The 16363-nt window shown below is 72.5% G+C and carries 13 protein-coding genes; 5 read left to right on the top strand and 8 right to left on the bottom strand.

The window, feature by feature from the left end; translation table 11 throughout:
• Positions 1-20: 20 nt before the first annotated feature.
• From ACIGO6_RS07150 to ACIGO6_RS07130, 5 genes are all read right to left on the bottom strand, one after another.
• Complete coding sequence (locus ACIGO6_RS07150) at positions 21-1625, bottom strand: RICIN domain-containing protein (RefSeq protein WP_399872468.1); 1605 nt, start codon at positions 1623-1625, stop codon at positions 21-23.
• 289 nt (positions 1626-1914) lie between these two features.
• Positions 1915-2292, bottom strand: coding sequence for a toxin Doc (locus ACIGO6_RS07145; protein ID WP_399872465.1), 378 nt, complete (start codon positions 2290-2292; stop codon positions 1915-1917).
• A gap of 3 nt (positions 2293-2295) precedes the next feature.
• Positions 2296-2544 carry a hypothetical protein gene (locus tag ACIGO6_RS07140; RefSeq protein ID WP_030975726.1) on the bottom strand — a complete coding sequence of 83 codons (249 nt, stop codon included), beginning with the start codon at positions 2542-2544 and terminating at the stop codon, positions 2296-2298.
• Between the two features lie 98 nt (positions 2545-2642).
• Positions 2643-4889: a glycoside hydrolase family 9 protein gene (locus tag ACIGO6_RS07135; RefSeq protein ID WP_399872464.1), complete on the bottom strand. Its 2247-nt coding sequence runs from the start codon at positions 4887-4889 to the stop codon at positions 2643-2645.
• A 169-nt stretch (positions 4890-5058) separates the two neighbouring features.
• The gene (locus ACIGO6_RS07130) at positions 5059-8145 is read right to left on the bottom strand and encodes a glycoside hydrolase family 2 TIM barrel-domain containing protein (protein ID WP_399872461.1); all 3087 of its coding nucleotides are present in this window, start codon (positions 8143-8145) and stop codon (positions 5059-5061) included.
• A gap of 263 nt (positions 8146-8408) precedes the next feature.
• Here ACIGO6_RS07130 and ACIGO6_RS07125 point away from each other — a divergent pair, with 263 nt between their 5' ends.
• Together ACIGO6_RS07125 and ACIGO6_RS07120 are read left to right on the top strand one after the other, a co-directional pair.
• A complete protein-coding gene (locus ACIGO6_RS07125) occupies positions 8409-10787 on the top strand; it encodes a SpoIIE family protein phosphatase (RefSeq protein WP_399872459.1) in 2379 nt (792 codons plus the stop codon).
• Between the two features lie 107 nt (positions 10788-10894).
• Complete coding sequence (locus tag ACIGO6_RS07120) at positions 10895-11566, top strand: DUF4232 domain-containing protein (RefSeq protein ID WP_399872457.1); 672 nt, start codon at positions 10895-10897, stop codon at positions 11564-11566.
• Between the two features lie 49 nt (positions 11567-11615).
• On the opposite strand, the gene ACIGO6_RS07115 is transcribed toward ACIGO6_RS07120, so the two are convergent.
• Positions 11616-12584 carry an aldo/keto reductase gene (locus ACIGO6_RS07115; RefSeq protein ID WP_399872455.1) on the bottom strand — a complete coding sequence of 323 codons (969 nt, stop codon included), beginning with the start codon at positions 12582-12584 and terminating at the stop codon, positions 11616-11618.
• 170 nt (positions 12585-12754) lie between these two features.
• Here ACIGO6_RS07115 and ACIGO6_RS07110 point away from each other — a divergent pair, with 170 nt between their 5' ends.
• On the top strand, positions 12755-13204 hold the full coding sequence (locus tag ACIGO6_RS07110; protein WP_399872452.1) for a nitroreductase family deazaflavin-dependent oxidoreductase: 450 nt from the start codon (positions 12755-12757) through the stop codon (positions 13202-13204).
• Between the two features lie 92 nt (positions 13205-13296).
• Here ACIGO6_RS07110 and ACIGO6_RS07105 read toward each other — a convergent pair whose 3' ends face one another.
• Positions 13297-14217, bottom strand: coding sequence for a cation diffusion facilitator family transporter (locus tag ACIGO6_RS07105; RefSeq protein WP_399873595.1), 921 nt, complete (start codon positions 14215-14217; stop codon positions 13297-13299).
• A 209-nt stretch (positions 14218-14426) separates the two neighbouring features.
• Between ACIGO6_RS07105 and ACIGO6_RS07100 the strand changes: the two genes are divergently transcribed.
• Both ACIGO6_RS07100 and ACIGO6_RS07095 read left to right on the top strand, forming a co-directional pair.
• The gene (locus ACIGO6_RS07100; protein WP_399872449.1) at positions 14427-15452 is read left to right on the top strand and encodes a glutathione S-transferase family protein; all 1026 of its coding nucleotides are present in this window, start codon (positions 14427-14429) and stop codon (positions 15450-15452) included.
• A 61-nt stretch (positions 15453-15513) separates the two neighbouring features.
• Positions 15514-15816: a DUF4235 domain-containing protein gene (locus ACIGO6_RS07095; RefSeq protein ID WP_399872447.1), complete on the top strand. Its 303-nt coding sequence runs from the start codon at positions 15514-15516 to the stop codon at positions 15814-15816.
• Between the two features lie 63 nt (positions 15817-15879).
• Here the strand turns inward: ACIGO6_RS07095 and ACIGO6_RS07090 are convergent, their stop codons facing one another.
• Positions 15880-16275 carry a VOC family protein gene (locus ACIGO6_RS07090; protein WP_399872445.1) on the bottom strand — a complete coding sequence of 132 codons (396 nt, stop codon included), beginning with the start codon at positions 16273-16275 and terminating at the stop codon, positions 15880-15882.
• Positions 16276-16363 lie beyond the last annotated feature (88 nt).

Below are 16363 nucleotides of genomic sequence, written 5' to 3'. Positions count from 1 at the left end.
CCGGACGCCGCCCGCCTCGTTCAGTCGCCCGGCAGTTCCACGGGCCGGGCGTCCGGGGCGTCGGTGTCGGACAGGGTGCCCTCCGCGGTCGGTACGGGGTCGATGCGCCAGAGCCTGCTGTCGGAGCCGTCGCGCACCTTGACGACGATGTCGGCGTCCGGGGCACCGGTGGTGGCGGCGAGGGCGAGCTGCCTGTCCCGGCGTGGCAGCAACTCCCCCTGCACGGTGAGGTCGTAGCGCACGTCGTCGCCCCGCTCGGTGCCCTCGTCGGCGCAGGTACCGAGAATGACGACTCCGGCGTCCGCCTGCGAGTCCAGACACAGCCCCGGGTCGGCGACGCTGCGCAGCAGCCCGTCCTCCTCGTAGGTCCACTGCTGGGTCCACGCCGCGGAGCACGCCGCCAGCCGGGTCCCCGTCCCGGCCTTCGGCTCGCCCCGGACGTCGAGGCAGAGGTCCGCGGCGACGTTGCGCAGCCGGGCCCGGTCCGCCGCCGTCGGCAGTCCCGCCGCGCCGGGCGGCTTGGGGCGGCTGGTCGCGGATGCCGTGCCCTCCTCGCCGACGGCGCTGGTGGAGGCGGCCGGGTCGGCTCCGCCGCCGTCGTACGACCACACGCTCACCACGAGCACGATCGCCAGCACGCCCGCCGAGGCGGCGCCGAACTGTCCGAGCACGGACCGCACGGAGCGCGGCCGGCCCCTGACGCGGCGACCGCGCACGGAGATCCGGGCCGGCAGTCCGGGGCGGCCGCCGCGGTGCCGGGCCGCGGCGTCCCTGGCCAGGGTGCCCGGCCGCGCGCGTCCCGGACGGGAGTCCAGGTAGCGCCGGGCGCCCCAGCCGAGCACCGCTTCGGCGATCAGCGTGCCCAACCCGCGTTCGAAATGACTGAGTTGTTCGGCGGCGTGCCGACAGTGACGGCAGTCCGCCAGATGCTTGCGGACATCCGGCAACAGCGCACCGCCCCGGCGGATCGGGACGTCGAGGAGCCGGCTCTGGAAGCGGCAGTCCCGCGTCGGCGCGAGTTGCCGATGCGCGTGCAGACAACCCTCGCGGAATTTCTCCCGGGCCTGTCCGAGTGTGGCCGACGCGGTGTCGGTATCCATGCCGAGCAGTCCGGCCGGGACGGTTATGGACTCCCCTTCCACTTCCGTGTGCCACAGCAAACAACGGGCCGGTCCGGGGAGGGACGCGAATGCCCGCGCGGCCAGCGTGCGGTTTTCCGGAGTCAGGGACTTCGCCGCACGCATACCGCGTCCGCCGGCGGGTTTGAGCAGGTCCGGCAGAACACCGGACACGCCCTCGTCGGCGGACCACTGCCGGATGGTGTCCCGTACGGCCACCAGCAGCCGCGGGCGCAGGGCCGTGGCCGGTTCGCCCTGGGCGAGACGGCCCAGGACCCGGTGCCAGGCGGCCGCGGTGACCATGGCCGTGACCTGGGCCGACGTGGCGAGGGCGAGGGTCGCGTAGTCATGGGCGGGCTGCCAGTGGCGCGCCATCAGCAGCGCGGCGGCCCGAGCGGCCTCGCTCTCCGGACCGTCCCGCAGCCGGGCGGCCAGGGACTCGTCGGACTCCGCGGGGTCCCCGCCGGAGGGCGGGTACGCGGGCCGAGGGGGGTGGGGGGTGGGCACTGAGGTGGTTCCTTCCCACGCGCAGGTGACTCAGAAGTTCCGAGCGCCGAAAAGGAGCCGCCGATTGGTGTACACCTTTTCGGTCCGGTGTGGGGAGCGTGAATTCGCCACGGCGAAATCGGACCTGGTTCATCAAGTCGCGTGCGAGACCCGGCCTTTACCCCCCGCACGGGTGCATCACTCTCGCACAAACCACTCATGGTCAACAAGGCGACCGGGCAACCTCGGCCCGCGTTGAAAAAAGGTCAGAAATCCACGGCAACACCTGTGTCCGGCAACGGATTTCTCCTCAGATCTGCCAGGAACGCAGCCGGTCGGCGGCCCCGTAGACATGGGCCTTGCCGGACATCAGGTCACGCGCGAGGTCGACCAGCGCGCCGTAGGGCGGGTCGATGCCGACGCCGCTGGCGAACATGTAGGCGACGGCGGTCGCGCAGGCGAAGCGGGCGTTGGCCGAGGGCAGCGGCTTGAGCACGGCGAGGGTGTGCAGCAGGGCGGCGGCCCGCCAGGCCGGGTCGGAGTCCACCCCGAGGCGGGGCGGGTCGACGCGGTGCCGGGCGACGGCGGCGACCAGTGCGGAGAAGTCGTTGATCGTGGGCTGCTCCGGCAGTACTTCCTCATGACGCTGGAGCAGCCAGGGCACGTCGATGTGCAGGGCCGGTGCCATGGGTCAGGCGGCCCGCCCCTCGCCCCGGACGGGCGGTGGTTCGTCGTCGGGGAACGCGGCGGCGAATTCGTCGGCGTGGGCCGAGAAGAACCGGCGGAAGGCCTCCGCCCCCTCCTGCAGCGCCCGGTGCCGGGCTATGTCGGCGGCGGCGGCCTCCCGCACGAGCGCCTTCATCGACGTACCGCGTTCCTTGGCGATCTGCCGCAGGTCCTCGAGCTCGCGGTCGCTGAACTCCACGTTCAGAGCTGGCATGGCTCCCACGGTACCGCGCGGGTACTGCTCCGTAAATAGCCGCAGGTCAGAGCAGTGTCACGCCGGTACCGCAGGAGGCGGGGAGGCAGCCGTGCCGGTCAGCCCTGGTCCGCCACGAAGGAGGCCATCCGGGCCAGCGCGGCGTTCCAGTTGATGGTGTGCTCGTTGGTCGACCAGGACTGGATGTCGTCGATGAAGCAGAACTGGGCGACACAGCCCTGGAGTTTGGTCTGTGCGTAGGGGTCCTGGATGTTCGAGTTCGGACCGCCGGACAGGGTGCCGTCGGGCGGGGCCGGCAGGGCGGGGTCGAGCTGGTGGGCGTACCAGCGGCTGTGCTGGTTGTGGGCGTTGGCCTCGCCGTAGCCGGTGACGTACGACATGTTCAGCGCGTTGCGGCCCAGGATGTAGTCCATGCTCTGGACGGCGCCGTCACGGTACTTCGAGCCGCCGGTGATGTCGTAGGCGGTGGCCAGCACGACGGCGTTGTTGAGGATCTGGGCGCTGGAGCCCCAGTCGTAGACGTTGCCGTCGGGGGCGTACGGCAGACCGTACGGATGCGCCTTCAGCGTGGCCAGGTAACGGTCGGCGCCCTGGACGACGGAGCGGCGCACCTGGTCCCGGCCGGGGAGCCGGTTCGGCACGGTCGCGAGGTCCAGCCGGGCGGCCGCCGCGGTGCGTGCCCAGTCGAGGCCGAGCGGGCCGAAGATGTCGGCGGTGTGGACCGGGGAGTTCAGCACGTACTCCTTGAAGTCCCGCTCCCCCGTCGTCAGGTACAGCTCGGCCGCCGCCCAGTAGAACTCGTCCGCCACCTCGGTGTCGGGGTAGGCCCCGCCGCCGATGCCGTCGCTCTCGTCGGCCAGCACGTCCGGGTGGGCGAGGGCCGCCTTCCAGGCCTCGCGGGCCGCGTCGAGCGCCTTGGCGGCGAACTCGCGGTCGTAGGGGCGGTAGAGGCGGGCCGCCTGTGCGGCGGTCGCGGCGAGGTTGAGGGTGGCCGCGGTGGTCGGCGGGTGCAGTTCGCGCTTCTGCGGGTCGTCGCTGGGCAGCAGCGGCAGCCCGGTCCACGCCTCGTCGTGGATCTTGTGGTGGGCCATGCCGGCCAGTGGCTGTCCGTCCGGCACCTGCATCTTCAGCAGGAAGTCCAGCTCCCAGCGGACCTCGTCCAGGATGTCCGGCACCTCGTTGCCGCTCTCCGGGATGGCGAGGGTGCCGTCGCCGAGCTTTGACGGCTCGCCGGTGCGGGCGTGCAGCGAGCGCTCGTAGGTGCTCAGCAGCTCCCAGGTGGAGATGCCGCCGTTGACGACGTACTTGCCGTGGTCTCCGGCGTCGTACCAGCCGCCGGAGACGTCGAGGGTGTAGTCGCACACGCCGGGCTGACAGGGCACCTGGGTGTCGCCCTGGTTGGGCGCGACGCCCACGTGTCCGGCGGGGCGGGCGTATCCCGGGCGCAGCTCGCCGCTGATGGGGGTGCCGCTGCGCTGCGTGTAGTAGTACTTCGCGGAGTCGGTGCGCAGCCGCTCGTAGGCGGCCGTGCCGATGTCGAAGGGCCGGCTGGCCTCCCCGTCGGCGACCAGGGTGTAGCCCTCGCCGCGCTCCCTGTGGCCGCCGAAGTCGATCGAGTGGACGTTCTGCCCGGAGGAGGCGTCGACGCCGCGGGGCACGCTCCAGCCACGCTCGACGGTCCGGCCGTCGTCGTCCTTCAGCTGCCAGGGCAGGCGCGAGGTCGCTTCGGTGACGAGGGTGGCGTTCTTCGGACCGGACGGCAGGTAGCCGACCTGGTTGACCCGCACGCGCGGCCCCGTGTCGGGCACGTGCGGCTCGGGCGCCACCCCGCCCAGCAGCGACACGTCGTCCACGCAGAACCGCCAGGCGTCGGGCGTGCCGCCGAGCTGGAAGCCGACCTGGCCCTGGGTGGTGTCGACGGGTGAGGTGAAGGTGTAGGAGTAGGTGTTGCCCGAGACGCTCAGCTGCGGGCTGACCTCGTAGTAGGTGTCGTACGGGGACACCGACAGACCCACGATCGCCCGGACCACGTGGTCGGCCGGTGTGCCGGTCGCGGAGAAGGAGAACCGGTACGACTCCCCCGCGACCAGGGTGACGCCGTTCTGGCCGACGGCCGCGTCCCAGCGGTTGGCGGTGCCACCGGGGGCGTCGGCGCACAGCCGCCCGTCGGAGACGCCGGCGGTGACGTTGCTGCTGGTCCACCAGGATTCGGTGCCGTTGTCGAAGGTGCCGTTCCGGACCTGTTCGGTCTCCTCGGCCCCGGCCGGGGCGGCGGGCAGCACGGTGACGGCCGTCGCCAGCAGGGCCGCCAGGGAGACGGCGAGTGCGGTTCTGCGTCTTTTCACGTCTGGGCTCCTCAAGGGAGGTGCGGGGTGTCGCTCACGTCATCGGGCAGGGACCCCATCCATGGGAGCGCTCCCAAGGGGGGTCGCAGGCCATGCTTGTGGCAGACATGACACCCCGTCAACGGTCCGGACGGGACTGGTTCTCCCGTCCGGACCCGATACGGGGCGGTCAGGCCGTCGGAGTCTCCAGACGGCTGACGCGGATCGCTCCCGCCACCTCGCCGGGGTGTCGGCTGGTCATCGTGAGGCGGACGCGGGAGCCGCGTACCGCGTCGAAGGTGATGACGGTGGGGGCGTCGGACGCGGTGGCCCAGTCGGTCCGTGTTCCCTCGGCCGCCCGCCAGTCGCGGCCGTCCCAGACGGCCACCTCGACCGTCGCGGGCAGGCTGTGCGCGGCGTCCACGGTGAAGGACGCCTCGATCCGGTCGTAGGTGCGCGCACGGCCGTGGTCCACCGAGACCCAGTCCTCGGCGCGGGCGCCCTCGAAGGCGGGCAGCAGGGCGGTGGCCGCCTTGTGGAAGCCGTTGGACCAGCCGGTGGCGGGGTCGCCGTCGAGCATGGCACCGGGGAGGGTGTCGGGGCGGCCGGAGTAACTGGCGTCCGCGTGCGGGCGCTCCACGGGCGCCGGATGACCGGCACGGAATCCGGGGGCGGGTGTGGTCGCGGGGTCCTTCGCCCGCCAGGTCCGTACGGCCGTCGTGCCCGTACGCAGGCCCTCCGCGCGGGCCGTGACCCGTAGCGCCCCGGGCCGGGTGCCCGACCGGACGATGGCCAGGGCCCTGCCGTGGAAGGCGGTGCGGGTACTGGCCTGGTAGCGCTCGGCGCTCTCCTGGCGCCCGTTGTCCAGCCCGGCAAGGGAGCCGCCGGCCACCTCGAAGGAGATGAGGTGCTCGGCGCCGGGCACCACCACGCCGTGCCGGTCGACCACCTCGGCGGTGACGAAGACGAGGGAGCGGCCGTCCGCCGCGACGCTCTCCCGGTCCGCGGTGAGGCGCACGGCGTGCGGCGCACGGGCGGTGCGCAGGACGTCGGTGGCGACGACTCTGCCGTCCCGCCGGGCGACGGCCTTCAGCTCGCCCGGCTCGAAGGGCACCGTCCAGGCCAGGTGGAGCTTGCCCGCGCTGCCGTTCGGGCTGGTGTAACTGCCGGGGTACGGACCGTCGGTGAAGGTCTTGTCGTCGCCGGTGGCCTCGGTGGTCTCCAGGTACGTACGGCCGTCGACGGTCTTCTTGGTGTCGAACGTGCGGGTGCCGAGGGACCGCCCGTTCAGGTACAGCTCGACGGTGCCGACGTTCGCGTACGCCCACACGTCGACGGTGTCGCCCTCGCGGTGGTTCCAGGTGTCCGGCAGGAGGTGGACCATCGGCTCGTCCGTCCACTGGCTCCTGAACAGGTGGTACATGTCCTTCGGGAAGCCCGCGGTGTCGACCGCCCCGAAGAAGGAGGCCTTCACCGGGAAGACGTCGTACGGCGTGGGTTCCCCGAGGTAGTCGATGCCGGACCACAGGAACTGGCCGGCGAACCACTTCCGGTCCCGGTCCTTCTTGTGGCCGTACTCGCCGCTCATCGTCCAGGACGCGAGGTTGTTGTCGTAGGACGAGGTGGCGCGCTTGCCCGGGGTGTGGTTCTCGCCGGTGTTGAGGTGCTCCGGCTCCTGGTAGGTGCCGCGCGTGGAGGTCTCGGACGAGGACTCGGACTCGAAGAGGAACAGGTGCGGATAGGCCGCGTGCAGGTCGTCCACGGACTTGGCGGTGTTGTAGTTGAGCCCGAGTCCGTCCAGCTTGGCCAGCATCAGATCGGCCGCCGAGCCCTTGGCGGGCATCCGGCGGTACTTGTCGGAGCCGATGACCAGCGGTCGGGTGCCGTCGGCCGCCCGGATAGCGTCGATGATCCGGTCGGCCATGGCGAGCCCGGCGGTGGAGGTGGAGTCGGGGACCTCGTTGCCGATCGACCACATCACCACGGCGGGCGAGTTGCGGGCGGCGAGCACCATCTCGGTGGCGTCCCGCTCGCACCACTCGTCGAAGAACCGGCCGTAGTCGTAGGGGTTCTTGCCGGTGCGCCAGCAGTCGAAGGCCTCCACCAGCATGATGATGCCCAGTTCCTCGCAGACCTCGATCATCTCGGGCGCGGGCGGGTTGTGGGAGGTGCGGAAGGCGTTGACACCCATCGACTTCATGATGGTCATCTGGCGGCGGATCGCGTCGACGCTCACGGCGGCGCCGAGCGCGCCCAGGTCGTGGTGCAGGTCGACGCCCTTGATCTTGGCGTACCTGCCGTTGAGGTGGAAGCCCTCCTCCGGGTCGACGTGGAAGGTGCGGATGCCGAACGGGGTGCGGTAGGTGTCGACGGTGCGTCCGCCGACCCGAAGTTCGGTGTGCAGGGTGTAGCGGTGCGGGGCCGCGAAGTCCCACAACCTGGGGTGGTCGACGGTGAGTTCGTGGGTCTCGCTCGCCTCGGCGGTGACGTCGGCCGTGGACGCCGCTCGGGCGACGGTGCGTCCGTCGGCGTCCTTGACCGTCGACCGGACCTCGACCTCCCGCGCGGTGCCCGACGCGTTCACGACGGACGTCGCCACCCGGACGACGGCGCGCTCCTCGCTCACCCGCGGGGTGGTGACGCGGGTGCCCCAGCGCCGCACGTGCACCGGTTCGGTGACGACGAGGCGGACCTCACGGTAGATGCCGCTGCCGGAGTACCAGCGGCTGCTGGGCAGCCGGTTGCGCACCTGTACCGCGAGGACGTTCTCGGTGCGGCCGTCGGTGTGCACCAGGTCGGTGAGGTCGAGGGCGAAGCCCGTGTAGCCGTAGGGGTGGCGCCCGGCCTCCCTGCCGTTGCAGTGGACACGGGCGTCCATGTAGACGCCGTCGAACTCGACCGATATCCGCCGGCCGGCGAGGGCGGGCGGCAGGGTGAAGGCCAGGCGGTACCAGCCGAGACCGCCCGGCAGGAATCCGGTGCCACTGGTGGTGCCGTGCTCGGTGGTGGGCGTCTGCTCGATGCTCCAGTCGTGCGGGACGGCGACCTCGCGCCACGCCGAGTCGTCGTAGGCGGGGTCGGCGGCGCCGGTCGTGTCCTCGGCGGCCCCGTCGGGGTCGGCCAGCAGGAAGCGCCAGCCGTCGCGCAGGGGGACGACGGCGCGGCCCGCGCCGCCTCCGGTCACGTCCGCGGCCCGGGCCGCCGGGGAGCCGAGCACCGCCCCGGCCGCCGGCGTCGCGGCGGAGGCGATCAGAACCGATCTGCGCGTGACCGTCATGGCGGGTCTCCCTCATCGACTCAATAGGGCCCAGAAATACTCACAACTGATCGTGAGCAAACAGATTCTGACATCGCGCCACGTGCGCCCGTCAAGGGCACGGAAAGCCTTTTCCACCCCGTGCGGCACGTCGGCTCGGTGACCCCTGTGTCGTCCGGTCTCCGCGGGCCCTGTGGTTCGGGTCCGCACGGAGCCCGGACGCACTAGGCTGGGATTCAGGTGACGTGCTGTTCACCGTGGGTGTGCGCGATGGAGTGGCGACGATGAGTCCGGTCAACCCGTTCGACGATGCCGCCACCGCCCGTGTCGTCGTCGACGCCTCCGGCACCCTGCGGGAGTGGAACGAGGGCGCCCGTCTCCTGCTGGGACACCCGGCCGCCGACGTCGTGGGGCGCCCCGCCACCGAGCTGTTGGCCGACGGCGCCGTCGGTACGCCTCCGGGGCCCGGCGACGAGCGCTGGAGCGGCACTCTGGCGCTGCGGCACCGCGACGGGCACACCGTGTCCGTCTGGGTGCTCGCGCACCGCAGGGCGTCCACGGACGGCGGCCCCGGCACATGGCTCGCCGTCACGCCGCTGGACCGCGGCCCCGACCAGCCGGCCGACCCTCTGGTCAGATCGGCCCTGACCCAGTCCCCCTGCGCCACGATGATCTTCGACGACCAGCTCCGGCTGCGGGGCGTCAACGACGCGATGGCGCGGCTCATGGGGCTCCCGGCGGACCTCGTGCGCGGCCTGCGGCCCACGGACCTCTCCGGCCGGCCGCAGAACGTGGAACTCGAGCGGCACATGCGGGAGGTCCTCGCCACCGGAATGCCGTGCGACATGCACACGCACCTCAGGGCCGCGGGCGAGACCCGCGCCCACCCGTGGCTGGCCCGCGTCGCCCCGCTCACCGACGCCGAAGGGGTGGTGCGGGGCACCTGCGTGACCGCGCACGACTTCAGCGAGCAGCACCTCGCCCGCGAGCGCCTGTACCTCGTCAACGACGCCAGCATCCGCATCGGCACCACCCTCGACGTCACCCGCACCGCGCAGGAGCTGGCGGACGTGTGCGTCCCGGCACTCGCCGACTTCGTGAGCGTCGACCTGCTGGACCCGCAGGATCACGGCGCCGAACCCGCCGCCGCCCCGACCCCGCCGGTCGGTCTGCGCCGGACGGCCCACCAGTCGGTCACCCCGGGCTCTCCGGAGGCGGTGGCCGAACCGGGGCAGCTGCACGTCTACCCGGCCGGCTCGCCCCAGGCCGAGTGCCTGGTGTCGGGGCAGGCGATCGTGGCCGCGGCGGCCTTCGGCGACCTCGAACAATGGCTGGACTGGGACGCCGTCCGCCTTCGGCGGGTGGCGGAGTACGGCATCCACTCCACGATGTCCGTGCCCCTGCAGGCCCGTGGCACGACGCTCGGCGTCGCGGTGTTCACCCGGTTCCGGCGCCCGTATCCGTACACGCACGACGACGTGCTGCTGGCCGAGGAGGTCTCCGCCCGCGCCGCCGTCTGCATCGACAACGCCCGCCGCTACTCCCGCGAGCGCGAGACGACGCTGACCCTGCAACGCAGCCTGCTCCCCCGGTGGCTGCCGCCCACCGCCGCAGTGGAGGCCGCCTCCCGCTACCTGCCGGCCACCCGCTCCGGGGTCGGCGGCGACTGGTTCGACGTCATTCCGCTGTCCGGGATGCGGGTCGCCATGGTCGTCGGGGACGTCGTCGGGCACGGCATCCAGGCGTCGGCCACCATGGGCCGGCTGCGCACCGCGGTCCGCACCCTCGCCGACATCGACCTGGCGCCCGACGAGCTGCTCACCCACCTCGACGACCTGGTCGTGCGGCTGTCCGAGGAGTACGGCGACGACGGCGCGGGCGAGGTCGGCGCCACCTGTCTGTACGCGGTGTACGACCCGGTCTCGCGGCGCTGCTCCATGGCCCGGGCCGGGCATCCGGCGCCCGTCCTGGTCCCGCCGGGCGGCCCGCCCCGGCAGGTCGAGCTGCCCTCGGGTCCGCCGTTGGGCGTGGGTGGGCTGCCGTTCGAGTCGGCCGAGCTGGAGCTGCGCGAGGGCAGCGTGCTGGCCCTCTACACCGACGGGCTGGTCGAGAGCCGGGAGCGGGACGCCGACGCCGGTCAGGCGCTGCTGTGCGAGGCGCTGGCGGCCCCCGCCGACTCGCTGGACGCGGCCTGCGACCGGGTACTGCACGCGCTGCTCCCGTCGGGCGGCTCCGCCGACGACGTGGCCCTGCTGCTCGCCCGTACCCGGGGGCTGCCCGCGGGTCAGGTCGCCACCTGGGACATCCCCGCCGACCCGTCGCTGGTCGCCCCCGTCCGCAAGCAGGTTCTCGAGCAGCTCTCCGCCTGGGGTCTGCTGGAGGCGTCCTTCACCGCCGAGCTGGTGGTGAGCGAGCTGGTCACCAACGCCATCCGGTACGGCGCGCCGCCCATACGGCTGCGGCTGATCCACGACGCGACCACGCTGATCTGCGAGGTCTCCGACACCAACCACACGGCACCGCATCTGCGCCGGGCCAAGACCTGGGACGAGGGCGGCCGCGGTCTGCTGCTGGTGGCCCAGCTCACCCAGCGCTGGGGCAGCCGGCACACGACCGAGGGCAAGACGATCTGGGCGGAGCTGGGGCTGATCGACGAGGAGTGAGCCCTTCGTTTCCCGGCCCGCGCGGCGGGACACTCGGAAGGACAGGGCGTACGGTGCCGCCGGCGCGGCGGTCCGTGCGCGGAACCCGTCGGGAGTGTGGAGAAGCGATGGCGAACACGTCCCAGCCGGTGTGCCGGACGGCCCTGCTCGCGAGCGCGGTCGCGGTACTCGGCCTGCTGACCGCCTGCGGCAACGAGAGCGGCACGTCGAGCACGTCGAGCACGCCGGAGCCCACCGCGGCCACCAGGGCCGCCGAGGCCTCGCCCCCGGCCGGTGCGGACGGCGGCACCACCACCGCGCCCGCCGTCGGCGCCGCCCCCAGCGACACCGCCGGATCGGCGTCCGCCTCCGCCCGCACCGACGGCCGCTGCCACACCTCGCAGCTGCGCGCCGCCGTCGGCCGCGTCGACCCGGGCGCCGGGCAGCGCAACTTCCCCGTCGTGCTGACCAACACCTCCGACCGCACCTGCACCCTCTACGGCTATCCGGGCGCCGCCTTCGTGGACGCGTCCGGCAGGCAGCTCGGCCCGGACCCCGACCGCGCGCCCGCGTCCCCGCAGACGGTCACCCTGACGCCGGGCGGGAGCGCCTGGGCCGGGCTGTCGTTCTCCAGCCCGCAGATCAGCGGTGCCCGTACGGCCACTCCGGCGGCGCTGCTCGTCACGCCGCCGGACGAACGCGAGCCCCTCGAGGTGACGTGGACGGCCGGTGAGGTCCCGGTGGGCGGCAACGCCTCGTCGGTGTCCGTCACCGTCCTGGACGCGGGCACCGGCCCCTGAACCCCGGGACGGCACTGGGACGGCCCCGGGACAGCCCCGGGGCCGTGGATCAGTGACCGGCGATCGGGTGCGGCGTGTAGGGGCGCTCCAGCTCCTCGATCTCCTTGTCACTGAGCGTCAGTTCGACCGCGGCCACGGCGTCCTCGATGTGCCGCGGCTTCGACGCGCCGATGATCGGCGCCGTCACCGTGTCCTGGTGCAGCAGCCAGGCGAGGGCCACCTGGGCGCGGGACACGCCGCGGTCGCCGGCGATGCGGGTGACGGCCTCGACGACCGTGCGGTCTCCCTCCTGGTAGAGGGTGCTGCCGAAGTTGTCGGTGGCGCTGCGCTCGGTGGCGGTGTCCCAGTCCCGGGTGAGGCGGCCACGGGCGAGCGGGCTCCAGGGCAGCACGCCGGCGCCCTGGTCCGCGCAGAGGGGCAGCATCTCGCGCTCCTCCTCGCGGTAGACGAGGTTGTAGTGGTTCTGCATGGAGACGAAGCGGGTCCAGCCGTGCCGCTCGGCGGTGTACTGCATCTTGGAGAACTGCCAGGCGTACATCGAACTGGCCCCGATGTAGCGGACCTTGCCCGCCTTCACCAGGTCGTGCAGGGCCTCCATCGTCTCCTCGACCGGGGTGTGCGGGTCGAAGCGGTGGATCTGGTAGAGGTCGACGTAGTCGGTGCCCAGGCGCCTGAGGCTGTGGTCGATCTCGGTCATGATCGCCTTGCGGGACAGTCCGCCGCCGTTGGGTCCGGGCCGCATCCGGCCGTGCACCTTGGTCGCGAGCACGATGTCGTCCCGGCGGGCGAAGTCGGCCAGCGCCCTGCCGACGATCTCCTCGCTGGTGCCGTCGGAGTAGACGTTGGCCGTGTCGAAGAAGGTGATGCCGGCCTCCAGCGCCTGCCGGATCAGCGGACGCGAGGCCTCCTCGTCGAGGGTCCACTCGTGCGTGCCGCGGTCGGGAACGCCGTAGGTCATGCACCCCAGACAGATCCGCGACACGTCCAGGCCCGTCGAACCGAGCTTCACGTACTGCATCGTTGCTGCTCCTGCCTTCGGGATCATCAGTACCAGGAGGAGCGTACGCGCGAGGCGTTCGTGCCGCGCCCGGGGTTCGGGGGCGGGATGGGGTAGGGATGGATCTCGCACCGGTCGGTGTTGCACCACGGTGCCAGTCAGCCGTACGACGCGACGATGGGACGGATGCCATGCCTCTTGAGGGCGAGTACGAACCCAGCCCGACGCAGTGGGTGCGCGAGCAGGTGGAGCTCTACGAGAGCTCCGGCGGCACCAAGGGAACGACCCTGATGGACACGGGGCTGCCCGTGATCGTGCTGACCACCCGGGGCGCCCGGAGCGGCAAGATCCGCAAGACGCCGCTGATGCGCGTCGAGCACGACGGGCGGTACGCCGCGGTCGCCTCCCTGGGCGGGGCGCCCCAGCACCCGGTCTGGTACCACAACGTCAAGGGCGATCCGCGCGTGGAGCTCCAGGACGGGCCGGTGAAGCAGGACATGACGGCCCGTGAGGTCACCGGCGCGGAGAAGGCCGAGTGGTGGGAGCGGGCCGTCGCGGCGTTTCCGCAGTACGCCGACTACCAGAAGAAGACGGACCGGGAGATCCCGGTGTTCGTCCTGGAACCGGCCGACGGGAACTGAACCGGACGGGCAGAACCGCACGTGCGGAACCGGTCGGGCGGGGTTTCCCCGGATCCGCGTGCATGGACCGGCGCCCACCGGGCACACGCCGGTCAGGCCCCGCCGCGTTCCCCCGTCGCGGCGGGGCTTTCCGCTGTCTCGCGCGCCTGCCGGTCGGTGACGTCGAGGAAGATCTGCCGCGCCTCGGGAACGGTGTGCGCGATCGACCTCTTGATCCGCACGGCGACCTCCTCCACGCGCTCGCTGTCCAGGCCCGGCACCAGGTCGACGCGGGCGGCCACCAGGGTGGAGTCGAGGCCCGTCTTCATCGTGTACAGCGCCTCGACGGTGTCGATCTCCGGCTGCGCGCGCAGCAGCGACCGGATGCGGTCGGCGGCCTCCGGAGCGGCGGCCTCGCCGATCAGCTGGTCGCGGGCCTCGCGGCCCAGCCGGTAGGCGACGTACACGAGCAGCGCGCCGATCGCCAGGGAGGCGCAGGCCTCCCACACCACCTGCCCGGTGACCATGTGCGCGATCATGCCGGCCATGGCGAGCGTCACGCCGAGCACCGCGGTGCCGTCCTCGGCGACGACCGTGCGCAGGGCCGGGTCGCGCAGGCCGGTGGCGACCCCGCCCTGGGCCCGCACCTGGTGCAGGGCCCGCAGCAGCGAGCCGCCCTCGGCGAGCAGGGCGACACCTAGCACGATCAGTCCGGCCACATAGCCGCCGAGCTCCTCCTCGGCACCCGTGCGCAGGGCCTCCACGCCCTGGAAGAAGGAGAAGCAGCCGCCCATGACGAAGATGCCGACGGCTGCCAGGAGCGACCAGAAGAACCGTTCCTTGCCGTAGCCGAAGGGGTGCCTGCGGTCGGCGGGGCGGCGGCTGCGGCGCAGTGCGGCCAGGAGGAAGACCTCGTTCATGCTGTCGGCCACCGAGTGCGCCGCCTCCGAGAGCAGCGCGGGCGAGCCCGCGACGAAACCCCCAGCGGCCTTGGCGGCCGCGATCACCAGGTTGGCCGCCAGGGCGACCAGCACGGTGACGCGCGTCCTTCGGTCGCTCTTCCGGTCGCCCGGGCGGTCCGGCTTTCCTTCCACGGCTGGCGCACTCACGAGGGGCCGACTGCCCCGGGCCGCGCGGATCACACCCGCCCGGTGGGTCCGCCCAGTGGGTGGCCCACCCGTGCCGACGGCCGAAAACGGGGAACGCGTCCACCAGGGGACACCACCGACCGGGAGGCAGGCGCATGCGCGGTGACGACGGGACGCCCGGAAACAGCGGCTACGGCAGGAAGGCGTTCAAGCGGTCCAGGAGCCACTTCGCGGACCGGATCACCGCGGACGGCCGGGACGGCTGGCCGGTGACGCCCGGCCGCTACCGGCTGGTGGTGAGCCGCGCCTGTCCGTGGGCGAGCCGGGCCGTGGTCTCGCGGCGGCTGCTCGGCCTGGAGGACACCCTGTCCCTCGCGGTCGCCGATCCGATCCAGGACGACCGCAGCTGGCGCTTCACCCTGGACCCGGACGGCCGCGACCCGGTCCTCGGCATCCGCTATCTGAGCGAGGCCTACGACAGGCGGGAGACCGGCTATCCGGGCGGGGTGAGTGTGCCGGCGATCGTGGACGTGCCCAGCGGGAAGCTGGTCACCAACGACTACCAGCGGATCACCCTGGACCTCGCGACGGAGTGGACGGCCCTGCACCGGCCGGGCGCACCCGACCTGTATCCCGACGCCCTGCGCGACGAGATCGACGAGGTGATGGCGGACGTCTACGAGGACGTCAACAACGGCGTGTACCGGGCGGGTTTCGCGACCGGGCAGGAGGAGTACGAGGCGGCGTGCGCGGGCGTCTTCCGGCGCCTGGACCAGCTCACCCCACGGCTGGAACGGCAGCGTTATCTGGTGGGCGACACGATCACCGAGGCCGACATCCGGCTGTTCACGACGCTGGTCCGCTTCGACGCCGTCTACCACGGCCACTTCAAGTGCAACCGCTGGAAGCTGACGGAGAACCCGGTGCTGTGGGCGTACGTCCGGGACCTGTTCCAGACGCCCGGCTTCGGCGACACCGTCGACTTCGACCACATCAAACGGCACTACTACCAGGTGCACACCGGCATCAATCCGACCGCCATCGTGCCTTCGGGCCCGGACCTGTCCGGCTGGCTCACCCCCCATCACCGGCAGGAGCTGGGCGGCCGGCCGTTCGGGGACGGGACACCGCCCGGGCCGGTCCGTGCGGACGAGGAGGTTCCGGTGCGCGGCAGGCCGTGACCCGCGTGGGCTCGGCCCCCGACCCACCCACCGAACGCAAGGCGAACGCAAGGAGATTCACGTGGCCAGGAAGAAGAAGCAGAAGCTCCCCCTCGTCTACAAGCCCGTCGGTTTCGCGCTGGGCTGGGTGGGCGGCACGGTCGCCGGGATGCTCTTCCAGAAGACGTGGAAAGTGATCCGGCACGAGGACGACGCGCCCGACGCACTGGACCCGGACCGCCGCTGGGGCGAGATCCTGTTGGCGGCCGCGATCCAGGGCGCCATCTTCGCCGCGGTGCGCAGCGCCGTGGACCGGACGGGCGCGAAGGCCATCCAGCGCTCGACCGGCGTCTGGCCGGCCGGCGACCGGACCGGCCGGGACTGACGGGCCCGGAGCCCGCCCCCCTTTCGCCCACGGCACCCGGCAGGCCTCAGGGGCAGAGAGGCCCTAACCCTGCTTGGGTGCCGTCGGCGTGACGCTGCGGCGCACGGTGAAGGGGTGCCCCGCCGGGTCGGAGAAGCCGCGCTCCTCGTGCGGGCCCGCCGGGTCCTTCGCCTCCACCGGGCGCCCGCCCAGCCCCACGATCCCGCGCTCGGCCTCGTCCAGGTCCTCGACCACGAAGTCCAGGTGGGCCTGGAGGGAGTTCTCGGGGCGGGGCCAGCTCGGCGGGGTCGCGTTGACGTCCCGTCGGAACGCCATGCGGAAACCGGCGGGCGCCTGGATCTCGATCCGGTTGGCGGTCGCGTCGGTCTCCTCCGCGCCCAGCAGCCCCTTGTAGAACTCGGCGAGCTTCTCCGGCTCGGCGCAGTCGAGCACCACGACGCCCGTGTTGACCAGTGCCATGTCTCCTCCGAAGGATCCCGGGCCGCGCGGCCGTCGTGCCCCGCCGCCCTCTGCCTTGCGGATATCCCGGCCCGGCGGATTCACTCGG

The organism is Streptomyces sp. NPDC053750 (assembly GCF_044544295.1).
In the GTDB taxonomy this organism is placed as follows: Bacteria; Actinomycetota; Actinomycetes; order Streptomycetales; family Streptomycetaceae; genus Streptomyces.
Note: the sequence above shows the minus strand (reverse complement) of the source record. Positions and strands in the feature narration are given on the sequence as shown.

Excerpts from the sequence above, each read along its gene's own strand:
- ACIGO6_RS07145 (WP_399872465.1), bottom strand. The coding sequence starts at position 2,292 with ATGGCACCGGCCCTGCACATCGACGTGCCCTGGCTGCTCCAGCGTCAT.
- ACIGO6_RS07140 (WP_030975726.1), bottom strand. The coding sequence starts at position 2,544 with ATGCCAGCTCTGAACGTGGAGTTCAGCGACCGCGAGCTCGAGGACCTG.
- ACIGO6_RS07130 (WP_399872461.1), bottom strand. The coding sequence starts at position 8,145 with ATGACGGTCACGCGCAGATCGGTTCTGATCGCCTCCGCCGCGACGCCG.
- ACIGO6_RS07125 (WP_399872459.1), top strand. The coding sequence starts at position 8,409 with ATGAGTCCGGTCAACCCGTTCGACGATGCCGCCACCGCCCGTGTCGTC.
- ACIGO6_RS07120 (WP_399872457.1), top strand. The coding sequence starts at position 10,895 with ATGGCGAACACGTCCCAGCCGGTGTGCCGGACGGCCCTGCTCGCGAGC.
- ACIGO6_RS07115 (WP_399872455.1), bottom strand. The coding sequence starts at position 12,584 with ATGCAGTACGTGAAGCTCGGTTCGACGGGCCTGGACGTGTCGCGGATC.
- ACIGO6_RS07110 (WP_399872452.1), top strand. The coding sequence starts at position 12,755 with ATGCCTCTTGAGGGCGAGTACGAACCCAGCCCGACGCAGTGGGTGCGC.
- ACIGO6_RS07100 (WP_399872449.1), top strand. The coding sequence starts at position 14,427 with ATGCGCGGTGACGACGGGACGCCCGGAAACAGCGGCTACGGCAGGAAG.
- ACIGO6_RS07090 (WP_399872445.1), bottom strand. The coding sequence starts at position 16,275 with ATGGCACTGGTCAACACGGGCGTCGTGGTGCTCGACTGCGCCGAGCCG.